General features: G+C 63.0%; 14 protein-coding genes. 7 read left to right on the top strand and 7 right to left on the bottom strand.

Features of this window, described 5'->3' with window-relative positions; genetic code table 11:
• Positions 1 to 33: 33 nt before the first annotated feature.
• The 6 genes from D8U70_RS18395 to D8U70_RS18370 form a co-directional block, all read right to left on the bottom strand.
• A complete protein-coding gene (locus D8U70_RS18395; protein ID WP_130929460.1) occupies positions 34 to 11760 on the bottom strand; it encodes a BapA/Bap/LapF family large adhesin in 11727 nt (3908 codons plus the stop codon).
• A 408-nt stretch (positions 11761 to 12168) separates the two neighbouring features.
• Positions 12169 to 13128: an alpha/beta hydrolase gene (locus D8U70_RS18390; protein WP_130929459.1), complete on the bottom strand. Its 960-nt coding sequence runs from the start codon at positions 13126 to 13128 to the stop codon at positions 12169 to 12171.
• Positions 13129 to 13189: 61 nt separating this feature from the next.
• Positions 13190 to 14218, bottom strand: a complete 1029-nt coding sequence (locus D8U70_RS18385; protein WP_071171997.1) for a transketolase family protein — start codon at positions 14216 to 14218, stop codon at positions 13190 to 13192.
• Positions 14215 to 15063: a transketolase gene (locus D8U70_RS18380; RefSeq protein ID WP_122507031.1), complete on the bottom strand. Its 849-nt coding sequence runs from the start codon at positions 15061 to 15063 to the stop codon at positions 14215 to 14217. The genes D8U70_RS18385 and D8U70_RS18380 overlap by 4 nt, the downstream gene beginning before the upstream one ends.
• Positions 15064 to 15080: 17 nt before the next feature.
• Positions 15081 to 16379 (bottom strand): MFS transporter, encoded by a 1299-nt coding sequence (locus D8U70_RS18375; protein WP_073474915.1) that lies wholly within the window; start codon positions 16377 to 16379, stop codon positions 15081 to 15083.
• A gap of 100 nt (positions 16380 to 16479) precedes the next feature.
• On the bottom strand, positions 16480 to 17229 hold the full coding sequence (locus D8U70_RS18370) for an SDR family NAD(P)-dependent oxidoreductase (RefSeq protein ID WP_024012667.1): 750 nt from the start codon (positions 17227 to 17229) through the stop codon (positions 16480 to 16482).
• Between the two features lie 194 nt (positions 17230 to 17423).
• Here D8U70_RS18370 and D8U70_RS18365 point away from each other — a divergent pair, with 194 nt between their 5' ends.
• The 4 genes from D8U70_RS18365 to D8U70_RS18350 all read left to right on the top strand — a co-directional run bounded on the left by D8U70_RS18365 (position 17424) and on the right by D8U70_RS18350 (position 19471).
• Entirely contained in the window at positions 17424 to 18341 is a 918-nt protein-coding gene (locus D8U70_RS18365; RefSeq protein WP_130929458.1) for a LysR substrate-binding domain-containing protein, read from the top strand.
• A gap of 83 nt (positions 18342 to 18424) precedes the next feature.
• Positions 18425 to 18649 carry a DUF2188 domain-containing protein gene (locus D8U70_RS18360; RefSeq protein WP_016774410.1) on the top strand — a complete coding sequence of 75 codons (225 nt, stop codon included), beginning with the start codon at positions 18425 to 18427 and terminating at the stop codon, positions 18647 to 18649.
• Between the two features lie 49 nt (positions 18650 to 18698).
• Positions 18699 to 19229, top strand: coding sequence for a hypothetical protein (locus D8U70_RS18355; protein ID WP_130929457.1), 531 nt, complete (start codon positions 18699 to 18701; stop codon positions 19227 to 19229).
• Complete coding sequence (locus tag D8U70_RS18350) at positions 19229 to 19471, top strand: hypothetical protein (RefSeq protein WP_122610325.1); 243 nt, start codon at positions 19229 to 19231, stop codon at positions 19469 to 19471. The genes D8U70_RS18355 and D8U70_RS18350 overlap by 1 nt, the downstream gene beginning before the upstream one ends.
• Positions 19472 to 19673: 202 nt before the next feature.
• Here D8U70_RS18350 and D8U70_RS18345 read toward each other — a convergent pair whose 3' ends face one another.
• The gene (locus D8U70_RS18345) at positions 19674 to 20576 is read right to left on the bottom strand and encodes a LysR family transcriptional regulator (RefSeq protein WP_130929456.1); all 903 of its coding nucleotides are present in this window, start codon (positions 20574 to 20576) and stop codon (positions 19674 to 19676) included.
• A 135-nt stretch (positions 20577 to 20711) separates the two neighbouring features.
• Here D8U70_RS18345 and D8U70_RS18340 point away from each other — a divergent pair, with 135 nt between their 5' ends.
• The 3 genes from D8U70_RS18340 to D8U70_RS18330 all read left to right on the top strand — a co-directional run bounded on the left by D8U70_RS18340 (position 20712) and on the right by D8U70_RS18330 (position 22976).
• The gene (locus D8U70_RS18340) at positions 20712 to 21740 is read left to right on the top strand and encodes an alpha/beta hydrolase (protein ID WP_122507035.1); all 1029 of its coding nucleotides are present in this window, start codon (positions 20712 to 20714) and stop codon (positions 21738 to 21740) included.
• A 24-nt stretch (positions 21741 to 21764) separates the two neighbouring features.
• Positions 21765 to 22202 carry a cyclophilin-like fold protein gene (locus tag D8U70_RS18335; RefSeq protein WP_241664673.1) on the top strand — a complete coding sequence of 146 codons (438 nt, stop codon included), beginning with the start codon at positions 21765 to 21767 and terminating at the stop codon, positions 22200 to 22202.
• Positions 22203 to 22343: 141 nt separating this feature from the next.
• Positions 22344 to 22976: a carboxymuconolactone decarboxylase family protein gene (locus D8U70_RS18330; RefSeq protein ID WP_241664672.1), complete on the top strand. Its 633-nt coding sequence runs from the start codon at positions 22344 to 22346 to the stop codon at positions 22974 to 22976.
• The last annotated feature ends 6 nt before the right edge of the window (positions 22977 to 22982 follow it).

Genomic DNA, 22982 nt, shown 5'->3' with positions numbered 1-22982 from the left:
TACTGTTGAGAGACCAACGTTCGATGTCTTGTTTCAAACCACTTGAATGCCGTTCTGTACCCACAAGTGGTGGCTAGGATCCTCCTGCGCCGTGTATTGAACATAGTCGATGCCGTCGGCCTGTTGCGTGCCATCGGCGACCCAGCCATCGGTCATGTGCACGCTGTCCCTGTCGTCACCCTTGATCAGCAGGGTGTTGTTGTCCGAGGACGTGATCGCCAGCAGATCGCTGAGATTCAGTGTCAGCGCAACGGCACTGGAATGGTTGAGGTCAAGGATTTCGACGTTGTGGATCTTGCTCTGCAGATCGCCGAGGTTGATCGACACATCACCACCGGCCCAGAGCAGGGTGTCGGTGCCGCTGCCGCCGTCCACCGAGGTGAATTGCTGATCGGCGATGATCAGCGTGTCGTCGCCACCGCCACCTTGCAGGGTCACGGCGCCACCGTGCGAGCCGTCGAGGGTGTCGTTGCCCTCGGTGCCCTGGATCAAGTCGCTGCCAGTGGCATGGGCCAGACCGAGGTCATCACTGGCCAGGGCCGAGAAAGCGGTGCTGGCAAATGCGCCGGCATTGTTCAGGTCGATGGTCAGCGTCGCGGTATCCACGGTGCCGTTGGGGTGGGTGAGTTGGTAGGTGAAGGTGTCTTCCTGGCCGATCACCGCATCGGTCAGCCCGGCCTTGAGCGTGTAGGTGTAGTTGCCGTTGGCTTGGACCACCAGGGTGCCGTAGTTACCGACCAGCGAGACGCCGTTGTAACCCAGCGCAACGTAACTGCCGGCGACCAGCACGCTGAGCAAGGTGTAGACCGAGCCCAACACATCGGCGCCGCCGCCAGCGGTGTCGGTGAGCAGATTGCCCGATACCGGCGTGTAGCTGCCGACCACGAACTGATTGTTGTAGGTCGCGACGTTGATCAGGCTGGTGTTGACGCTGGTCAGCAGGCCGAGGCCGCCCACTGCCACCCGCACCTGATAACTGCCGGCGGTCTGGTCGTCGAACTTGATCCCGTAGTTGCCGCCGCCGAGATTGACCAGCGCGTTGCCGCCGTAACTCTTGACCAGCACGTACTGGTTGGTGGCGGTGTTGAGCTTGTACAGGCCCACCGTCATCGAACCGAGCAGCGCCAACAGGTTGCTCGAATTGACCACCACGGTCAGGTCACTGACGGTATCGGCCGCGACCACCGTGTTGTAGTTACCGCTGCCGCCGCCCAGCAGCACATTGAAAGTGCCAAGGGCAGAGTTGGTGGTGACTTCGCGGTTGATCAGGGTGACGTCAGTCGAGGCGCTGTCCGCTGTGGCATCCACCACCAGCGCCGGGCTGCCAAGGTTGGCGTCATTCCACACTTCGCTGGCTTGCGGGCTGTCGATGCGCACGTACAGATTGGCGGTGTCGCTCAAGCCGTTCGGGTGCACCAGTTGATAGTTGAACACGTCGACTTTGCCGACGCTGCTGACACTGCCGTTCGGTTTGTAGCTGTAGTTGCCATTGGCGTCGATGGTCAGCGTGCCGTACAACCCTTGCACCGTGGTGCCGGCGCCGGCGCTGACCCAGGCGCCGTTCTTGAAGATCTGCAACTGCGCGCCGTTGTCCGGGCCGGTCTGATCGGCCGTGCCATCGACGCCGACGTTGGAGATGACGTTGCCAGTCACCGCTGGCCCGGCAATGCCGTTGAACTGGGTCAGGCTGCTGACATCCAGTTGCAGCTGGGTATTGACCGTGGTCAGCACGCCGATGCCGGTGCTTGAAACCGTCAGTCGATAATCGCCTGACAGCAGGTTACCGATGTCGACCCGCACGCCTTGGCCGGCGAGCGCGATCAGGTCGAGCAGGCCGCCGCTGCCGTTGACATCCAGTGTCACCCAGTTGCCGCTGGCATCCTTGACTTGCAGGGTGTAGACCACGCCATCGATCAGCGAAATCAGGCTGCTGGTGGTCAGCGTCAGGGTCGGATCAAGACGCGTGCCGCCGGCGACGGTGAAGGTGAAGGTTTTCGAGAATCCGGCAAGCAGCGTGGTGAACGAGTCGTTGAAGGTCTGCGAGGCGGTGACCGGTGCCAGGGTGACGGTGCCGACGGCGAGGTCATCGCTGGCGATCACTGGCGCGTTGACGTCGACGTCCGGCGCAATGACGTTGGCGGCCACCGAAACGTTGCCGCGTGCGTCGCTAAGGTTGATGGTGAGGTTTTCACCGTTGATCTGCGCGCTGTTCAGGGTGACGGTAAACACGCCGAGGTTGTTGACCGTGCCGGTTCCGAGAACGGCGCCGCTGGCCGACTTGATGGTGACGGTTGCGCCGACTTCGCCGGTACCGGTGACGGTCAGGCCGTCGGCGCCGACCAGCAGCGCCGTGGCGGCAGCGGGCGGTGTCAGGTCTGGCGCCGTCGCGGTCGCCGCAGCCGATACGTTGCCGCTCGGATCGGCCTGGGTGACGCTGAGCACCTGGCTGTTGATCTGCGCCGAGGCCAGTGCCACGGAGAAACTGCCGTTAGCGGCGACGGTGGCGGTGCCGAGCACCACGCCGCCGACGCCTCGCACGCTGATGGTCGAACCGGGCACGCCGACGCCAGTGAGAAGGGTGCCGCTGCCATTGACGCTGACGCCAGTCGGCGCGCCGGGTGCGGTAATGTCCGGCGCTGTCAGGCTGGCGTTGGGCGACAGGTTGCCGGCCGGGTCGACCAGACGCACGGTCAACAGCTGCCCGTCGAGTTGCGCGGTGTTCAGGTCGAAGCTGAACGTGCCGCCACTGCCCACGGTGGTGGTGCCGATCAGCGCGCCGCCCGGACCGTAGACGTTGACCGTCGCACCGGCTTCGCCCGTACCGCTCAACGTCAGACCGTTGGCAGCGAGCGTCAGACCGCTGGCTGCAATCGGCGCTTGCACGTCAGGGGCCGTCAGATTGAAGACCTGCGACAGATTACCCGTCGGGTCGGCCTGTTGAACGTTCAGCTGTTGGCCGTTCAGTTGCGCGCTGGACAGTTGCACGGTGAAGGTGCCGCCAGCATTGACCACAGCGGTGCCCAGCACGGTACCGGCTGCGTTGGTCACGCTGACGGTCGCGCCGGCCTCACCCGTGCCGCTGACCGCCAGGCCAGTACCGTTCAAGCTGACATTGCTCAGCGGCGCCGGCGCTGTGGTATCGGCGACGCTGAGGTTGGTAACCGGCGAAACGTTGCCCGCCGCATCACTCTGCGTGACGCTCAGCTGCTGGCCGTTGAGTTGCGCCGATGACAAGGTCACCGAGAACGAGCCATTGCCCGCCACCGTCGCCGTGCCCAGCACCGCGCCACCCGCACCGCGAACAGTGACGGTGGCGCCGGCTTCACCGAGCCCGCCGAGCACCAGACCGGCACCGCTGAGTACCAGCGCCGTCGGAGCGGCCGGGGGAGTGATGTCGGGCGCGGTTACGTTAAGCCCCGACGAAGTGTTGAGTGCCGCATCGGTCTGAGTCGCATTGAGCACCTGACCGTTGACCTGCGGCGTATTGAGCTGTGCGCTGAAGGTGCCATTGGCGCCAACCGTCGCATTGCCCAGCACCACGCCGCCAGCGCCGGTGATGGTCACCGACGCGCCGACTTCGCCGCGACCGGTGACCAGTGTGCCGCTGGCATTGACCGCCAGATCGCTGAGCGGCGCCGGCGCCGAGGTGTCGCCTGCGGTGATTTCAGTCGGCAGCGAGGCGCCACCCAGCGCAGTGTTGGCGGTGACCTCAAGACTTTCTCCGTTGGTTTGCGCAGGCGTCAGCACCACGCTGAACGTGCCATCCTGGCCTGTAACGCCGGTGCCGATCAGACTGTTGTCAGGCCCATAAACATTGATGGTGGTGCCGATCGCCGCCGTGCCGGTCAGCGTCACGCCGTCGGCTGTCAGTACAAGATTGTCCGGTGCAGCCGGGGCTGGCACTGCCGGAACAGTCAGGTCGGCGTCTGCGGACACGTTAGTCGCGACGTCTGTTTGATTTACTGTCAGCACTTGCCCGGCGGTGATGCCGGGGTCCAGATCGATCAGGAATGTGCCGTTGGCCGCGACCGTGCCGCTGCCGACTATATTGCCCAGCGCATCGGTCACTTCGACACTCGCACCGGCTTCGCCACGACCGGCGAGTTGGCTCAGATCGCCGCTGATGGTCAGACCGGTGACGGCATCCGGAGCCGTGGTATCTGCCGCCGGGTAGAGCAGCTCTGGCGATGCGTTTTGCGCTTCGTCCGTCGCGATCACCGACAACAACTGACCGTTGGCCTGGGCCGGATTCAGCGTGACGGTGTAGGTGCCGTCGCCCAATGCTACCGCCGTGCCCAGCACAGTGCCGTTGGCAGACAGGACAGTCACGGTGCTGCCGGCTTCGGCGGTCCCGGCGAGCAAGGTGCCAGCGCCGGTCAGCGATGTCACCGTTGGTGCGATCGGCGCAGTGCTGTCCGGCGCGTCGACCAGTACGGGCTCGGACTGGTTGTTTTGTGCGTCGGCCTGCACGACCGACAGTGCGCGACCATCGAGTTGCGCAGCCGACAACGTGACGCTGAAACTGCCATCTCCCGCCACCGTCGCTGTGCCGAGCACCACCGCGCCGTCAAGCACGGTGACGGTTGCGCCGGGCTCGCCGGTACCGGTGACGGTCAAGCCGTCCTGGCTGACGTTGAGATCGGCCACTTCCAGTGGATCAGTGCTGTCGCCCGCTTGCAGAGGTGCTGGGGGTGAAATGTTTGAAGCCGGATCAGTCTGATTGACGCTCAACAGCTCGCCATTCACCTGCGGCGGATTGAGGGTCACGCTGAACGAGCCATTGCCGGCCACGGTTGCCGAGCCCAACACAGTGCCAGTCGCGCTGAGTACACGCACCGTGGCGCCGGCTTCACCGATACCGGTCAGTGTCACGCCGTCGGACGTAAGAGCGAGGCCTGTGGGCGCAGCGGGCAGGGTGATGTCCGGCGCAGTGACGGGCACGATCGGCGAGGGGTTGCCCGCGGCATCACGCTGGATCACCGATAAGGCTTCACCGTTGAGCAGCGGCTGGTCCAGTGTCACGCTGAAACTGCCATCGGACGCCACGGTACCGGTGCCGATGATGGTGCCCACCGCGTTGGTGACGACTACCTGCGAGCCCGCCGCACCGGAGCCGGTGATGAGGTTGCCGCTGGCGTCGATCTCGACATCGGTCAGCGCGGCAGGAGGCGTGCTGTCAGGTGCCGTCAGGGTGCCGGCAGGCGAGGCATTGCCGGCCGCATCCGCCAACACCACGAACAGCGCTTGGCCATTGGTCTGTGTTAGGGTCACGGTGATCTGGAAACGGCCATCGCTGCCCACGGTGCCGGTGCCCAGCTCGGTACCGTCTGCGGATGTCACGCGGACAATGGCGCCGACTTCGCCGGTCCCGGTGAGGGTGTCGCCATCGGCATTCAGTTGCAGATCGGCCGGCGTCGCTGGCGGGGTCAGATCCGGTGCGGTGATCGACACAGGCGCGCTGACGTTGCCGGGTGGATCAGCCTGCTGCACGCTGAGGATCTGTTCGTTGATCTGCGGCGGATTGAGGGTGACGCTGAAGGTGCCGTCGCCGAGTACCACGCTGGTGCCGAGCAAGGTGCCATTGGCATCGCGCACGGTCACGGTCGCGCCGGGTTCGCCAGTACCGATGACCAGCGCGCCGGACGAGTTGATGTCGACGTTGTCCAGTGGATCAGGCGGGGTGAAGTCCGGTGTGGTCAGGTTCACTGCCGGCGAGTCGTTGCCCGCTGCGTCGGCCTGGACCACGGTGATCACTTCGGCGTTGGTCAACGCCGGGTTCAGTGGCAGGGTGAAGGTACCGGTCGCGCTGACCACGGCGGTGCCAAGCACGTCGCCGTCGCTGTCGATGACGCGCACCTGCGCGCCGGGTTCGCCGCGCCCGGTCAGGCTTGCGCCGTCGCCGCCGATGCTCAGTTGCGAAACGGCCGCTGGCGGTGTGCTGTCGACCGAAGTGAACGGCGTGGCTGCCGAGGTGTTGCCCGCCGCATCCGTCAGCGACACGGTCAGCGCCTGGCCATTGGCTTGCGGTGTGGTCAGGGTGATCGCAAACGTGCCGTCGATGCTCACGGTGCCGGTCCCGACCAGCGCTCCGGCGGCGTTGTACACGTTGACCGTGGTGCCGGCCTCACCGGTACCCGACAGCAAGGTGCCGTCAGCGCTTGCCACGAGCGCCGCCGGCGGATTGGGCGCGATCAGATCCGGGGCGATCAGGTTGACGCTGTTGGATTCGTTGCCGGCGGCGTCGGCCTGGCTCAGGCTCAAAGTCTGACCAGAGGTCTGTGCCGGGCTGAGGGTGACGCTGAAGGTGCCATTGGCCGCCACCACGGCGCTGCCGAGAACCGCTCCGCCGGTGCCGAGCACGGTCACCGTGGCGCCGGCTTCACCGCGCCCGGTCAGGGCCGTGCCGTTCGGTGCCAGGCTCAGCTCGCTGAGCGGCGTTGGCGCGGCGATATCGGCAGCGGTGTAATCGGTCGGGGATGAATTGATCCCGGCGCTCGACGTCGCCACGGCAGACAGCTGTTCGCCGTTGAGTTGCGCGGCATTCAACGTGACGCTGAAAGTGCCGTTGGCCGCCACCAGCGCGCTGCCGAGCAACACGCCCGAGGCATTGCGAATGCTCACGGTACTGCCGGCGGTGGCCGAGCCGGTCAGGGTCAGACCGTCGGCGCTGAGGGCCAGATTGGTCGGTGCACTTTCCGCCAGATTGCCCGGTGCAGTCACCGGCGCCGCCGGTCCGGTGTTGCCGGCAGCATCGATCTGCACCACGGAAAGATTCGATCCAGCCACGGCAGCCGGGGACAACGTGACGCTGAAATTGCCGTTGCTGGCCACGGTCGCGGTACCCAGCAAAACACCGCCGGCATCGCGAACTTCCACGCTGGCGCCGACCTCACCAATGCCGGTCAGGGTGGCACCATCGGCGCTCACCGCCAGATCGCTCGCCACCAACGGCGCCGTGCTATCGACCGCATTGACGATTGCCGGGGCCGACGGATTGCCTGCCGCATCGGTGGCTGTCACGTTGAGTGCCTGGCCATTGGTTTGCGGGCTGTTGAGGGTAATCTGGAAAGTGCCGTTCGCGGCCGCCGTGGTGGTGCCGAGGAGTTTGCCCTGGCTGTCGCGCACGGTCACGGTACTGCCGGCCTCGGCGTTACCGGCCAGTTGCACGCCGGCAGCATTGAGCGTCAATGCGCTCGGAATCGCCGGCGCAGTCAAATCCACGGCGGTGACTTCAACCGCAGTCGAAACGTTACCCGGCGGATCTTCCTGAGTGACGGTCAGCACTTCGGCATTCAGTTGTGCTGCGTTCAGCGTGACAGTGAACGCGCCGCCGCTGCCGACCTGCGCGGTGCCAAGCAGGGTGCCGTCGGCGCTGCGTACAGACACGGTGGCGCCGGGCTCGCCGTGGCCGGTGACGGTGACACCGTCAGCATTCACCGCAACCTGGGTCAGTGCCGCCGGCGGGCTGATGTCGGGGGCGTTGACACTGGTTGATGGCGAGACGTTGCCGGCAGGGTCGGTCTGGCTGATCGCGAGCGCCTCACCATTGCTCTGCGCTGGCGCCAGGGTCACGCTGAACGAACCGTCCGCGCCAACCACGGCACTGCCGAGCAAGGTGCCGTTGGCGGTGGTGACATTGACCGTCGCGCCAGCCTCACCAGTGCCGCTGAGGGTGCTGCCATCGGCGCTGATCAGTGGGTTTTGCACAGCGGCCGGCGGGGTGCCGTCTACGGTGATCACACCAGTGGAAGTCGAGGCGTTGCCATTGGCGTCGGTCAGAGTGACCTGCAGGGTTTCGCCGGTGTTCTGCGCGTTGGGCAGGGTGACCTGGAAGTTGCCGCTCTGATCGACTACGCCGGTGGCCAACACGTTACCGGCGGCATCGCGCACGGTCACGGTGCTGCCGGCTTCGCCCTGGCCTTTGACCACGGTGCCGACGTCATTGATGCTGACGCCAGTCGCGGCAGCTGGAGGTTGCAGATCGGTAGCGATGATGCCGGCGGGTTGCGACAGGTTGCCGGCGGCATCGCTCTGGATCGCGGTAAGCGCCTGGCCATTAAGTTGTGCCGGCGTCAGCGTCAGGCTGAACGTGCCATTGCTGGCGACCAGTGCAGTACCGAGCACGGTACCTGTGGCGTCGGTGACAGTGACCGTCGCCCCGGCCTCACCGCGTCCAGTGAGTGTCGTGCCGTTGGCATTCAGCGTTAGATTGCTCACAGCATCCGGCGCGGTGCCATCGATCGCCGTCACCGTGCCCGGAATCGACACGTCACCGTCGGGACTTGTGGCGGTCACCTGGAGGACTTGCGCATTGATCTGTTTGCTACTGAGCAACAGGGTGAAGCGGCCGAAGCTGTTGATCAGCCCGGAGCCGAGCACCGTGCCGCTGCTGCTGGTCACCGTCACGGTGCAACCGGGCGTACCGGCGCCGGTCAGGGTGAAACCATCGGCACTCAAGGCCAGATCGGTCGGGGTCGCGACCTGGCTACCGTCCAGTCCTGCCAGCGGCACGACGGGCGAATCATTACCGCCGCTATCCGTGCTGATGACTTCCAGATTGCCGCCAGGCTCGGCCGGTGGACTGAGGGTCACGACAAAGCGGCCATCCGCATCGGCCGTCGCGGTGCCCAGCACAGCGCCACCGCCGGCAATGCTGACGGTGACCGTGGTTCCCGGTTCGGCAAGGCCAGAGACCTGCGTGCCGGCCGGGTTGAGCGCGAGATCGCTGACCGCTGCCGGCGGGGTGCTGTCCGGCGCGGTGACGCTGCCGGGAAGCGAACTGTTGGCGCCATCCGACACCACGACTTGCAAGGCTTCGCCATTGGTCTGCGCAGTATCGAGGTCGACCGTGAAGGCGCCCGTGCCGTCAGCGGTCGCGGTGCCAAGGACGTTACCGTCGGCATCCAGCACCTGCACCGTGTTATTGGGCTGCGTGGTGCCGGTGACCGTGGCCCCTGCAGGATCGACGACCAGCCCGGTCGGTGCAGGCGGGGCGGTGATGTCCGGTGCGGTGACCGGCGTGGCTGGCGAGGGCAGGGTGCTCGCGTCGGTCTGGATCACGTTCAGCACCTGACCGTCGAGCTGAGCCGGGCTCAGGTTGACGCTGAAACTGCCGTCGCTGGCGACCACCGTAGAGCCGAGCACCGTGCCGTCGGGCGCGCTGACGGTTACGGTGCTGCCCGCTTGCCCGGTGCCGGTCAAGGTCACGCCGTTACTGGCGAGCACGACATTGTCCGGCGCCAGCGGCGCGGTGGTGTCCGTCGCCGTCAGTGGTGTGCTGGGGGAAACGTTCACGCCATCCGATTGGCTGACTTGCAGTTGTTGGCCTTCGATCTGCGGGCTGTTCAGGGGCACTGTGAAGGCGCCGGTGCCGTCGACGATCGCGGTGCCCAGCACATTGCCGGCCGAATCCTTGACCGACACGGTGGCACCGGGTTCGCCGGTGCCGCTCAGTTCAGTGCCGCCTGCGTTCAGCGTCAGATCCGAAGGGGCAGTGGGAGCCTGGATATCCGGCGCTTCAACTGGAACTGCCGGGGAGCCAGTGGGCGAGCCATCGGTCTGCACCACGCTGAGGTTCTGGCCATTGGTTTGGGGCGAGGACAGGGTGACTTCGAACCGGCCGTTGCTGCCGACCAAAGCTGTTCCCAGCACGGTCCCGTTGGTGTCAGTGACAGTAACGGTGGCGCCGATCTGACCCGCGCCGGAGACTACGGCGCCATTGGCGGAAATGCTCACATCGGTCACGGCTACCGGTGTGGTCAGATCGGGTGCGATCACGTTGACCGGCGCCGATGGATTGCCATCTGCGTCGGTCTGGATCACTTGCAGTTGTTGCGCATCGGTCTGTGGTGTGGAAAGTGGAACGGTAAAATTGCCATCGGCATCCACCGTGCCCGTGCCGATGATGTTGCCGGCCGGATCGCGCACAGTGACCGACGCACCCAACTCACCCTTACCGGTGAGCGTCTGCCCCTGAGCGTCGAGCGCAAGATCGGAGACGGCCGTCGGCCCTTGGGTGTCAGGCGTCACGTAGTTCAGTGGTGCGGAAGTGTTGCCAGCCGCGTCGCTGGCACTGATCTGCAGTGTTTCGCCATTGTTCTGCGGACTGCTCAGTTGCAGGCTGAACGTACCGTCCGCCGCCACCACGGCCGAACCGAGCACATTGCCGTTGGCGTCGCGCACCGTTACGGTCGAACCGGGCTGGCCGCGTCCGCTCAACTGCGTGCCATCGACGCTTACCGCGATGTCGCTCGGTTGAGTCAGGCCATCCAGATCAATGGCGATAACGGTCGCTGCTGGCGAAGGGTTGCCGGCGGCGTCGGTGACCAGCACGCTCAGCGCCTCACCATCGATTTGCGCGGCGTTAAGTTGCACGGTAAACGAGCCATCGGCTGCCACCTGCGCTGTGCCGAGCAACGTACCTTGGGCATTGGTGACGCTGACTGTGCTGCCGGGTTCGCCACGGCCGGTGACCGAGAGGCCATCGCTGCTCACCGCCAGATCCGTCGCAGTGCCGGGGCCGGTGATGTCTGGTGCATTGAAGGTGATGGCCGGCGATTGCGCGCCGGCGCTGTTGACTGCCACGACACTGAAGGTTTCACCGTTGGCCTGCGCGCGAACCAGCGTCAGCAGGAAAGTACCGTCAGCGGCCACCGCCGCGCGCCCGAGCAATTCGCCGTTGGCGGCACGGACTTCGATCGTGGTGCCGGCCCGGGCGGTGCCGGTCAGTTGGCTGCCGTCGCTGCTCAAACCAAGATTGCCTGGCGTCGTCGGTTCGACGATCTCCGGCGCGCTGACCGTTGCGCCGGTCGAGATATTGCCTGCCGCATCGGTGGCATTCACTGTCAGCGGCTGACCGCCGGTTTGCGCGGGGCTGAGGGCGACGCTGAAGGTGCCATCCGCCGCCACCACAGCGCTACCGAGCAGAGTGCCATCGGCGGCGCGCACCTGGATGGTCGAGCCGACTTCACCGGTGCCGCCGAGTTGCGTGCCATCGGCACTCACGCTGAGATTGCCTGGCGCGGTGGGCGCGGTGGTATCCGGCGCAGTGACCGTACCCGGCGTCGAAACGTTGCCCGCAGGGTCGGTGAGTGTGACGTCGAGCGGCTGACCATTGTTCTGCGGCGCGCCCAGGTCGACCTGGAAACTGCCATCGGCGCCAACGGTTCCGGACCCCAAAAGGTTGCCGGCTGCATCGCGTACCTGAACGACACTGCCAGCTTCGCCAAAACCACTCAGCACCCGGCCATCGGCCGACAAGGTTAATCCGGTCGCGGGCGCAGGAGGCGTCGCGTCTGCACCGCCACCGCCACCGCCACCGCCGCCGCCCCCACTTCCGCCGGCAGCGGCTGCCGCACCACCCGCGCCCAGCAGGCCAAGCCCGGCAATCGCCCATGCCGGCGTCGCGCCATCCACCACTCCGACGCCAGCGATCAGCTCGTCCAGCGAATTGATTTCGTCAAAGGTAAAGCCATTGAACGGCTCGGCGCTGTAGCGCGCCTGCCACAGCGTCGCGTCGTCACCCTGAAAGACAATGTCATTGGGCACGCCGTCAGGGCTGGTGACAAAGAAATTGGAGATTTTGATTTGCTCGCCAGACTTCAGATTGACGATCAAATCCTGACCGCTGCGACTGGTCGACGCCAGTTGGTCGGGACGGACCGGCATTTGTACAACTGAAGGTTGATTGAGCTGAACATTGCCCCAGTTCTGGGCAGTGAGCTGAGAATTGGCTTTGTCGGCAATGACGATGTTGTCCATTACTACTCCCTGTAAATGGGTGGGGCGGACGTCCACGGATGGTTTTAAAACCATAGATAGGGAGTGTCGGATGGGGCTGCCTGATTTTTGACGAGCGTATGGATGGGCCATTTGCCCACGTTTATCTATTTGAAAATCTGCTCTATTCAGGTCGTTACCGTTTGTCGGGGCGTTGGATCCAAGCGGTTTTTGGGTGCAACAAAATGTGTCGTTTTCGACATTATCCAAAGGGGCGCTGGAAAAGGGCCGGGCGGAATCGAGGAGAGCGATGGCTAAGCGATATTGAATTTCTCAAAGCGCAGGCCAACCTCCGCAGCTGCCGGTCTGCGAAGGTATTAATCAATAAGCGTGGGAGGGGGGGGAAGGCTTTGTATAAGAAATCCTGTTGTACCGTTTCAGCTGTTCTTTCTATTCCTCAGCAGTTAATGCGCTAGCTATCGATCGCCGAACTGATCGGACGATATCCAGCGCAGACTGATCGCTAACGCTGCCGGGGCACTGATCAAACATATGTGGCGCCCCAGGGTAGACATGCAGTTCGACGGCAACCCCGGCGCGCGACAGGCGCAGGGCAAATGCAACGTCCTCTTCCAGAAACAGATCCAGCGCCCCGACGGCCAGAAACGTCGGTGGCAAGTCACGCAGATCGTCTTGCAGGGCCGGCGAAAACCAGCCAATTGGCAGATCATCCAGCGCTTGGTCAGCGCGCAGGCAATCCCAGCAGAACTGGTTGGCTTGCGCCGTCCAGCCAATCACGCCGGTCGTGCTGTTCTGCTGAGGCGAGGCTGCGCTGCCCGAACGGTGGTCGAGCATCGGATAAACCATCACCTGACTGGCGATGGAATACTCGCCGCGATCCCGCGCCGCAATGGCCAGCGCTGCTGCCAGCCCGGCGCCGGCACTGTGGCCCATGACGATTACTTTGTCGGCGTCAATATTGAGCGTTTGCTGGTGGGCGAAAACCCAGCCAAGGGCGGTGTAGCAATCTTCCAGGGGAATAGGAAAGGGGTGCTCTGGCGCGAGACGATAATCGACGGCGACGATGATCGCCTTAAGTGCTTCGGCGAGGTCAGCCAGATAGTCATCGGCCATTTCGGGGCAACCGAGGACGAAACCTCCACCATGGATGTACAGGATCACCGCAAAATTACCGTCCGCTGCTGCGGCGGCGGGCCGGTAAAGACACAGGCGCAAATCCTCACCGTCGTGGGCCTTGGTCCATAGGCTTTCACCGCGCGCTTGTTCTCGGGATTTGAATGTCGCATGGACACGCTCCCTGATCGCGGGCAGCGTCTCCAACGTCCAGGCTTGTGCGCCGGGGGTTGAAAAGCTTTTGAAGTCGGGATCCAGCAGTTCATGTGCTTTCACGTTCTGCCTCCTGTTCTCGAATGAGCGAGCGCCTCTGATCGAAGCGCCGCCCACGGTGGAGTTACAGCCAGGCTTTGATCTGCGCGCAGACAGCCGGCGTCGAAATGCCGTAGCGATCATGCAGCGTCGGCAGGGCACCGGCGTCGAGGAAGGCGTCGGGCAACGCGATCTGTCTGAAGGTGGGCGTCACGCCATTGCGCAACAACAACCCGGCAACCGCCTCACCCAAACCGCCGATGATCGAGCTGTTCTCGGCTGTGACCACCAGACGCCCGGATTTGCGCGCTTCGGCGAGAATGGTTTGTTCATCCAGCGGCTTGATAGTCGGCACGTGCAGCACGGCCACATCAATGCCGTCGGCCTGCAATTGCTTGGCCGCTTCCAGTGAGCGCATGGTCATCAGCCCGGTGGAGATGATCAGCACGTCGTTGCCCGTGCGCAGGGTCTTGGCCTTGCCGATCTCGAATTTATAACCGTACTCGTCCAGCACCAACGGCACGTTGCCGCGCAGCAAACGCATATAGACCGGGCCTTGGTGAGCGGCGATGGCCGGCACGGCCTGTTCGATTTCCAGCGCATCGCAAGGGTCGACGATCATCAGATTGGGCATGGCGCGGAAAATAGCCAGATCATCGGTGGCCTGGTGGCTCGGCCCGTAACCCGTGGTGAGGCCGGGCAAACCGCAGACGATTTTGACGTTAAGGTTTTCCTCGGCGATGGCCATGCAGATGAAGTCGTAAGCACGGCGCGAAGCGAACACCGCGTAGGTGGTGGCGAAGGGCACGAAACCCTCACGCGCCATGCCCGCGGCCGCGCTCATCAGCAACTGTTCGGCCATGCCCATCTGATAGAAACGCTCCGGGTGCGCCTTGGCAAAAATGTGCAGGTCGGTGTACTTGGACAGGTCAGCTGACAGGCCGACGATGTCCGCGCGCTGGTCTGCCAGCGCTGCGAGCGCATGGCCGAACGGTGCCGAGCGGGTCGCCTGGCCCTCGGAGGCAATCGAGGCAATCATCGCCGAGGTGGTCAGGCGCTTTTTCACCGGCGCGCCAGTAGCAGTCGAAGGCGCAGTGTTGGCGGCGTTGCTCATTGGTCTTTTCCTTCTTCAAGGTTGCTCAGTGCCAGGTCCCATTCGTGCTCTTCGACGCGAATGAAGTGGGTCTTTTCCCGGTTCTCCAGAAACGGCACGCCTTTGCCCATTTTCGTGTCGCAGATGATCACGCGCGGTTGCCCGCCGGGGTGATTGCGCGCGGCATCGAATGCAGCGACCAGGGCGTCGAGGTCATTGCCGTCGACGCGCTGGGTGAACCAGCCAAAGGCTTGCCAGCGATCGACGATGGGTTCGAACGAGAGAATCTCGCTGGAGTAACCGTCGGCCTGCTGGTTGTTGACGTCGACGATGGCGATCAGATTGTCGAGCTGCCAGTGCGAAGCCGACATCACCGCTTCCCAGGTCGAGCCTTCATTGAGTTCGCCATCGGACAGCAGGTTGTAGACGAAAGATGACGAGCCTTTGCGTTTGAGGCCCAGGCAGGCACCGACCGCGATACCCAGGCCCTGACCCAGCGAGCCGCCGGTGATTTCCATGCCCGGGGTATAGGCGGCCATGCCCGACATCGGCAGGCGGCTGTCATCCGAACCGTAGGTTTCCAGCTCGTCGAGCGGAATGATCTCGGCTTCGATCAGCGCTGCGTACAGCGCAATGGCGTAGTGGCCGATGGAGAGATAGAAGCGATCGCGCTGCTCCCATTCGGGATCTGTCGGGCGATGGTTCATCGCATGAAAGTAAGACACCGCCAGCAGGTCAGCCGCGCCGAGGGCCTGGCCTACATAGCCCTGGCCCTGAACCTGGCCCATGCGCAGTGCATGGCGGCGAATGTTGTGCGCGCGCTGGGTCAGGCTCAGCGATGCAGCGTGTGCAAGATTAGTCGTCATGATGAAACTCCGTTGACTCAACGATTGACCAAAGCGGCGGGAATACGCAGGACCAGGCTCGCGCCGAGGAACAGCACCCCGGTGATGAGGTACATGCCGATGGCGCTGGAACCGGTCAGGGTGGTGATCCAGCCGATCAGATAAGGCGAGCAGAACCCGGCGAGGTTGGCGAAGCTGTTGACCGCGGCGATGCCGGCCGCCGCAGACACTCCGCCAAGCAGCGTGGTGGGCAGCATCCAGAACAACGAGGTGGCGGAGAGAATGCCGGAGGCGGCCAGGCACAGGCTGAGGATCGACAAGGTCGGATTGCCGCCCATCAGCGCTGCCAGGCTCAAGCCGATGGCACCGGCGATCATCGGCACGATCAGGTGCCAGCGGCGCTCGCGGTGTTTGTCGCCACTGCGGCCGACCAGGAGCATGGCGGCGATGGCGCACAGATAGGGCAGGCTGGTCAGGAAACCGATGTGCAGCGGGTCGGAAACCCCTGCGTTACGCACCAGTGTCGGCAGCCAGAAGGTGATCGCATATTGGCCCATGACCACACAGAAGTAGATCGCCGCCAGCAGCCACAAGCGCCGGTCGCGGATGAACTCGCCGATCGAGGCGTGGGTGACCTTTTGCTGGTCGTCTTCGGCCAGTTCGCGAGTGATCAGCGCTTTTTCCTCGTCATTGAGCCAGGTCGCCTGATGCACGCCGTCCTTCAGATAACTCAGCACCAGCAGGCCGACGACCACGGTGGGCACCGCCTCGAGAACGAACATCCACTGCCAGCCGGCCCAGCCGTGCACGCCGGCAAAGTGGTTCATGATCCAACCGGACAGCGGGCCACCGACCATGCCTGACAGCGGAATGGCGATAAACCACAACACGGTCATGCGCGCCCGCCGATAGGACGGAAACCAGTAGGTCAGGTAGAGCAGCAGGCCCGGCGCCAGACCGGCTTCGGCAATCCCCAGCAGAAAGCGCAGCGCGTAGAACTGCCAGGCGGTTTCGACGAAGGCGAACAGCGCCGAGACGATGCCCCAGGTGATCATGATCCGTGCAATCCACACCCGTGCGCCGACCTTGTGCAGGATGATGTTGCTAGGCACTTCGCAAAGGAAATAGCCGATGAAAAACACCCCCGCGCCCAGTCCGTAGACCGTTTCGCTGAGAGCCAGATCGTTCATCATTTGCAGCTTGGCGAAACCGACGTTGACCCGGTCCAGATAGGCGCACAGGTAGCACAGCATCAGGAACGGCATCAGCCGCCAGGCCGTTTTGCGATAGGCAGAAGAACGCACGGTCGAAACCGCTTCGAGCGACAGGGTAGTCATGATGGTCTGATCTCTTGTTTTTATTGACCGCCAGGTCATCAGGCCCGGCTGCGTCATCGATCCAGAACCGCACGGGCCACGCAGGCCCGCCCAGAGTTACTCAGTGAATCAGCATGCCGCCGTTCACATCGAGGGTGATGCCGGTCAGATAAGCGGACAGGTCGCTGGCCAGAAACAGCGCGGCGTTGGCGACGTCCTGCGCTTGACCCAGGCGCCCCAGCGGAATGCCTTCGATGATGGCGTGGCGGCGTTCATCCTGCATCAGGCCGCCGGTGATGTCGGTGTGAATCAGGCCGGGAGCGATGGAGTTGACGCGGATGTTGTCCGGCCCCAATTCCCGCGCCATGGCCTTGCCCAGCCCCAGCACACCGGCCTTGGCCGCGCTGTAATGCGGGCCGCCGAAGATGCCGCCGCCGCGCTGGGCCGACACCGACGACATGCAGACGATGCTGCCGGAAGACTGTTGGCGCATCAGCGGAATCACCGCCTGGGACATGAGCAAAGTGCCGCGCAGGCTGACGTCCAGCACCTTGTCGTAGTCCGAAGGGCGAATATCCAGAGTCTTCAGTGGCTGGGTGATGCCGGCGTTGTTGACGAGAATATCGATGCGCCCGAAGTGCTCGATGATGGCGGCGACGGCTTGCTGAACCTGCGCTTCGTCGGCCACGTTGGCCGCCAGGCCCAGATGACCTTCGCCCAGTGCTGCGGCGGCGTCACGTGCTGCGGAGGCATCCAGATCGAGGATGACCACGCGAGCGCCGTGTTGCGCAAATGTGCTGGCGGTAGCGCGGCCAATGCCACGGGCAGATGCGGCACCGGTAATGATTGCGACTTTGCCTTGAAGAAGCATGGAGGATTCCCTCGAATTGTTTTTATTGGGTCGGTGTGTAAGTAACCGATGACTCAGCTTGTCCTCCGGGGCGAGCGTGAGCAATAACGCGGAAGTCACTCAATGCTGAAAAAAATTCAGCACTCGTCAGGCCGTTTCGCAAATGCTTGAATGAAACCGGGCCGTACATCACAAGAAATCACCACGGAGTCCCCATGCGCTCTGACACTGAGGCATCGATCATCCTGCCACCGCTGAAAGCAATTCAGGCCTTCGAACAAACCGCGCGCTTCGGCAACGTCGCCAGAGCGGCGGAAGTGCTGGACCTGACACCCTCGGCAGTCAGCCATCAACTGGCGAAACTCGAAGGGATGATCGGCCGGCAATTATTCGTTCGCGCTGCTCGGGGCGTCTCGCTGACGCCGGTCGGCGAGCAGTACCTCAAGGAAGTCTCCGGGATTCTGCACAGCCTCGCCGTTGCCACCGAGCGTGCGACCAGCGATGTCAGCCTCGATTGCCTGCGCTTGCACTCATCGCCAAGCTTCGGCCTGCTCTGGCTGATGCCGCGTCTGGAAGCGTTTCGCGCCAGTCACCCGGACATACAGATCAATCTTTCGTGCTCCTATGAATCGCTGCACTTCAGTCGCGACAAGATCGACGTCGATATCCGTCACGGCCTGCCGAACTGGCCCAGTTATGAGGTGCGCACGGTCAGGAACGAGACGTTCGCGGTGCTGACCTCACCGAAACTGCTCGCGCAACGCCCGGTACGCGGCGCGGCGGATCTGCTGGAGTGTGATCTGATTCTGTCGGAAGCCACCCTGCTCAAATGGGCGCAATGGTTTGCCCAGCATGGTCTGGCGCGTCCGGAGCGGCCGTACGCGCTGAGCTTCGATCGTTCCTACATGTCGCTGGAAGCGGCGAGTCATGGCTTGGGTTTCGCGCTGGAAAGCACATTGCTGGCGCAGAAGTATCTGGCCGCGGGCACGCTGGTTGAAGTCGCGCCTGAATCTCTGAGTGCTGCGGTGGCTGCGCACCATCTGGTATTCCCCAAAGCGCATTCGAGCTTTCCACGGGTCAGGCGTTTTCTGGCGTGGATGGAGAGCGAGTTGGGGCACGAGTTCGCGTATTGAGAGGGGATCAATTCTTTCAAACTCTCTGAACCGCTCAAGGTCAATCCTTTAACGGTCACGTCATTCACATCAGAGGTGAAGGAATGGATAACTACCACATCAACAAAAACCAGCAGCGCTGGGAACTGGTCAAAGAGGGCGCGCAGCGTGCTTCGAAAACGGCTGCAACCAAAGCCGAGATCACCCAAATTGCCAGCGACTACCTCCAAGACAAAACCGCCTCGCTGAAAATCCATAAAGAAGACGGGACGATTCAGGAAGAACGCACCTTTCCGCGCGCAGCCGACCCGCGAAAAACCAAAGGCTGAGCAGGCTGTTCTTTTCTGTGTTCATCGTTTCTTCAGAAGGGTCTGATTTATGGTCATTGCATGTCTGGGATGGGGCTCACTGATCTGGAAACCGGACGGCTTGCCGCTGGCCAGCGAGTGGTTTGCCGACGGGCCGCAGGTACCGATCGACTTCGTTCGCGTCAGTGACAATGGCGAGTTGACTACAGCCATAAGCGCGAACGCGCCGCCGTGCAAAGTGCTGTGGTCGGTCCTCGACGTGACCGATCTCGATCAGGCCCGCGAACTGCTGCGTATTCGAGAAGGCGTGCCGGAGGGCAGGGAGGATGGCATCGGCAGTTTCACCGTCGGTACCTCGCCGATGGGCATGCTCGCCGAATGGGCAATTCCTCGGCAACTGGATGCAGTGATCTGGACGGCGCTGCCCGGCAGATTCAAGAACATCGAAGGCCTGGTGCCGAATGTCGACGACGCAGTTTCTTATCTGGCCGGGTTGAGCGGCGCGGCGCACGAACAAGCGCGCGACTATATCGAACAGGTGCCGGCGCAGATCGACACGCCGTATCGCCGTGAAATCATTGCCAGGCTTGGGTGGAAATGATGAGCACCCGCAGCCAGGCGCAGATTGCCGCTATCTTCGATCAGCTGTTGGCACTGCGAGAAAGTGTGGACATTCTCCAGCACGTGGAGAGCGCTAGCGTCGAGTCGCTGCGTGGCCATCAGACCGTGGACGCTCCCGAGTCGCTGGATCTGGTGTTTCAAAAGCTGCATGAAGACATCGCCAGCATGGAGGAAACTTTGGCGACGATTGCCGAGGCGACCGGGGACGTGCCGAAGTTGTGAGGGTGCCGCGCGGCTGGCATGCAGAGATGATTTGCTTGGTCTGGCGCCTTCGCGAGCAGGCTCGCTCCCACATTGGACTTGTGAATCGATTGCTTTCCGGGGTCTGACGCAAAAACCTGTGGGAGCGAGCCTGCTCGCGAAAGCGCTGGATCAGGCACTTACCCTGTTGGATGTGCCGACGCTATCGCGAGCAGGCCCGCTCCTACAACGGTGCTGGATCCACGCGCAACGCATCCACCACCAGAGAAAACGCCGGCGATGGTTGGCGGCGGCTGGGGTAGTAGAGGTGGAAGCCACCGAACGGTTCGCACCAGTCTTCCAGCACTCTGACCAAACGTCCTTCGGCCAGATGCGCACCGAACTCGTCTTCAGGCAGGTAGGCAATCCCTAACCCGTTCACAGCGGCGTCGGCGATGTGCACGGTGGAGTTGAACACCAGTTGGCCGTCGACCCGCACTTTCAGCTTTTTGCCCTGCCGCTCGAATTCCCAGGCATCGACACCGTCGTAGGTCGGGAAGCGAATGTCGATGCAGCGGTGCGCCGCCAGCTCGCGCGGATGTTGCGGGGCGGGGTGCCGGGCAAAGTAGTCGGGCGAGGCGACGACGGCCATGCGCAGCGGCGGGCCGATCGGTACGGCGATCATGTCTTGGGCGACGGTATCGCTGAAACGCACGCCGGCATCGAAGCGATCGGCAACGATGTCACGGAAACCGTAGTTGATATCAAACTCGAGCTTGATGTCCGGGTATTGCAGCAATAGTGGCGTCAGCTTGGGCAGCAGAGTGGTCTTGATGATGTTGTCGCCGCAGGTGATGCGCACCGTACCGGCAGGCCTGTCGCGCAACTCGGTCAGCGCGTCCAGCTCGGCTTCGATTTCATCGAAACGATGACCCACGGTGTGCAGCAAACGTTCGCCGGCCGCCGTCAGTGACACGCTGCGTGTGGTGCGGGTCAGCAGGCGAATTTTCAGACGCGCTTCCAGCGCCGAGACTATCTGACTCACCGCCGATTGCGTCACGCCCAATTGCACCGCCGCGCGGGTGAAGCTGCCGCTGCGGGCAACGGTGACGAAGGCGAGCAGGTCGTTGAAGTTGGGTTTGGCCATGGGTGCGCGCTCGGGTTTATTGATTAGCAGTGTTTATAACCGCATTAAGCACTCATTAGCTAATCAAAGCCTCGAGCCTGCGCAACAATACCTTCATCCCGGCCACGCCTGGCTTCTCGATCAAGGACGCCCCCCATGAAACGACTGTTCATACTGCTCGGGTTTCTCCTGAGTTCATTTACTGCATTCGGAGCTGACATGTCCCACGGTGCCGACAATTTCTTCAAGAGCGACAAGGTGACCGTGCAGAAGGTCAGCTTCAAAAACCAATATCAACTGACCGTGGTCGGCAACCTGTTTGTGCCCAAAGGACTCGACCCGGCAGCGCGCAGCGCGGCGATTATCGTTGGCCATCCGATGGGCGCGGTAAAGGAGCAGAGCGCCAATCTGTATGCGCAGAAACTGGCAGAGCAGGGCTTTGTCACCCTATCGCTGGATCTGTCGTTCTGGGGCGAAAGCGAGGGCGCGCCGCGCAACGCGGTGTTGCCAGACATGTATGCCGAAGACTTCAGCGCGGCCGTCGATTACCTCGGCACACGGCCATTCATCGACCGCGAGCGCATCGGCGTGTTGGGCATCTGCGGTAGCGGCAGCTTCGTGATCAGCGCGGCGAAAATCGACCCACGCATGAAAGCCATCGCCACTGTCAGCATGTACGACATGGGCGCGGCCAACCGTGACGGCCTAAAGCATTCGCAAAGCCTTGCGCAGCGCAAGCAGATTATTGCGCAAGCGGCAGAGCAGCGTTACGCCGAGTTCACTGGCGGCAAGGTCGCATACACCGGCGGCACCGTGCTGGAACTGAAGGCCGACACCCATCCGATCCAGCGTGAATTCTTCGATTTCTACCGCACCCCGCGCGGCGAATTCACCCCGGCCAGCTCGACGCCGCAACAGACCACGCGGCCGACGCTGAGCAGCAACACCAAGTTCATGAACTTCTATCCGTTCGTCGATATCGAGAGCATCTCGCCGCGCCCGATGTTGTTTATTGCCGGTGCCGACGCGCACTCCCGTGAGTTCAGCGAAGAGGCATTCCGGTTGGCGGGGCAGCCGAAAGAACTGGTGATCGTGCCGAATGCCGGCCATGTCGATCTGTACGACCGGGTCGAGCTGATTCCTTTTGCCAAGCTGACGCAGTTCTTCAAGAGCAACCTGAAGTAACTTTCAACGCGACGGAGCAAAGCGATGCGGACTTTTGCCAACGGCTGGAAGGGATTCGTACTGATGGCATGGCTGCCCGTTGCTCTGTCTGCACCGACCGCTATGGAGGCCAGCAGGATGTGGATGACCGTCGGAGAACAGCGTTTTGCCATTGCTCTGGATGACAACCCGAGTACGCGGCAATTGCTCACGCGATTGCCGCTGAGCCTGGACATGACCGACCTGCACGGCAATGAAAAATACGCCACCGTGCAGCCGCCATTGCCCACCCAGCCCTACCGGCCGGGCACGATCCACAACGGCGATTTCCTTTTGTATGGCGACGATACGTTGGTGGTCTTCTACAAAACCTTCGATTCGTCCTACCGCTATTCGCGTCTTGGTCGCATCGACCGCCCGCAGGACTTGGCTGAAGTCTTGGGGCGTGGCGATGTGCGGGTGACGTTCACTCTGCATGAGTGAGGAGAGTCATTGATGAACCAGAAATCGTTAAATCAAGGGCGTCTTCTGCGCATCGTCGCCCTCGGCTGCGCGGTCCTCGCCAGTGCAGCCTGCGTGAGTCCCCTTTGCGCCAATCCTTCCCGATCACCGGAGAAACCGATCATGAAAGAACAGCCTCTGACGCCTGAACAACTGGCGATCGCCCCGATTGCCGCCAACGCTGCCATCGGCGACATGCCGCGTTTGCACGACGCACTCAATCGTGGTCTCGATGCCGGGCTGAGCATCAGCGAGACCAAGGAAATTCTGGTGCAGCTGTACGCCTACGCCGGGTTCCCGCGCAGCCTCAACGCCTTGTCATTGCTGATGAAGGTTTTGCAGGAACGCGCTGCTCGGGGCATCGAAGACGTGCCGGGACGCGAGCCGGGTCCGGTTCCGTCGGGATATGCGCTCACTGAACTCGGCACCGACAATCAGACTCGTCTGGTCGGTGCGCCAGTGTCCGGCCCACTGTTCGAATTCGCCCCGGCGATCGATCAGTTTCTGAAAGTGCACTTGTTCGGCGACATCTTCGCCCGCGACAACCTGGCATGGACGGATCGGGAACTGGCGACGGTTGGCGCGCTGGCGGCAATGGCTGGGGTGGAATCACAGCTGGAGTCGCATTTGAAGATCAGTCTGAATGTGGGATTGACGGTTGAGCAGTTGCGGCAAGTGGCGCAGGAGTTGGAGGCGCGTGGGGATTTGCAGGCTGCTGAGCGGGTGGGCGCGGGGCTGGGGAAATTGGGGGGCTGAAGTCCA

This window comes from Pseudomonas sp. Sample_20 (assembly GCF_004307585.1).
GTDB classification, from domain to species: Bacteria; Pseudomonadota; Gammaproteobacteria; order Pseudomonadales; family Pseudomonadaceae; genus Aquipseudomonas; species Aquipseudomonas atacamensis.
This window is presented reverse-complemented; position numbering and strand designations above follow the sequence as displayed.

What these genes read in the sequence shown, in the direction of transcription:
- D8U70_RS18395 (WP_130929460.1), bottom strand. Translation starts at nt 11,760, where the DNA reads ATGGACAACATCGTCATTGCCGACAAAGCCAATTCTCAGCTCACTGCC.
- D8U70_RS18385 (WP_071171997.1), bottom strand. Translation starts at nt 14,218, where the DNA reads ATGAGCAACGCCGCCAACACTGCGCCTTCGACTGCTACTGGCGCGCCG.
- D8U70_RS18380 (WP_122507031.1), bottom strand. Translation starts at nt 15,063, where the DNA reads ATGACGACTAATCTTGCACACGCTGCATCGCTGAGCCTGACCCAGCGC.
- D8U70_RS18375 (WP_073474915.1), bottom strand. Translation starts at nt 16,379, where the DNA reads ATGACTACCCTGTCGCTCGAAGCGGTTTCGACCGTGCGTTCTTCTGCC.
- D8U70_RS18370 (WP_024012667.1), bottom strand. Translation starts at nt 17,229, where the DNA reads ATGCTTCTTCAAGGCAAAGTCGCAATCATTACCGGTGCCGCATCTGCC.
- D8U70_RS18365 (WP_130929458.1), top strand. Translation starts at nt 17,424, where the DNA reads ATGCGCTCTGACACTGAGGCATCGATCATCCTGCCACCGCTGAAAGCA.
- D8U70_RS18360 (WP_016774410.1), top strand. Translation starts at nt 18,425, where the DNA reads ATGGATAACTACCACATCAACAAAAACCAGCAGCGCTGGGAACTGGTC.
- D8U70_RS18355 (WP_130929457.1), top strand. Translation starts at nt 18,699, where the DNA reads ATGGTCATTGCATGTCTGGGATGGGGCTCACTGATCTGGAAACCGGAC.
- D8U70_RS18350 (WP_122610325.1), top strand. Translation starts at nt 19,229, where the DNA reads ATGAGCACCCGCAGCCAGGCGCAGATTGCCGCTATCTTCGATCAGCTG.
- D8U70_RS18345 (WP_130929456.1), bottom strand. Translation starts at nt 20,576, where the DNA reads ATGGCCAAACCCAACTTCAACGACCTGCTCGCCTTCGTCACCGTTGCC.
- D8U70_RS18340 (WP_122507035.1), top strand. Translation starts at nt 20,712, where the DNA reads ATGAAACGACTGTTCATACTGCTCGGGTTTCTCCTGAGTTCATTTACT.
- D8U70_RS18335 (WP_241664673.1), top strand. Translation starts at nt 21,765, where the DNA reads ATGCGGACTTTTGCCAACGGCTGGAAGGGATTCGTACTGATGGCATGG.
- D8U70_RS18330 (WP_241664672.1), top strand. Translation starts at nt 22,344, where the DNA reads ATGAAAGAACAGCCTCTGACGCCTGAACAACTGGCGATCGCCCCGATT.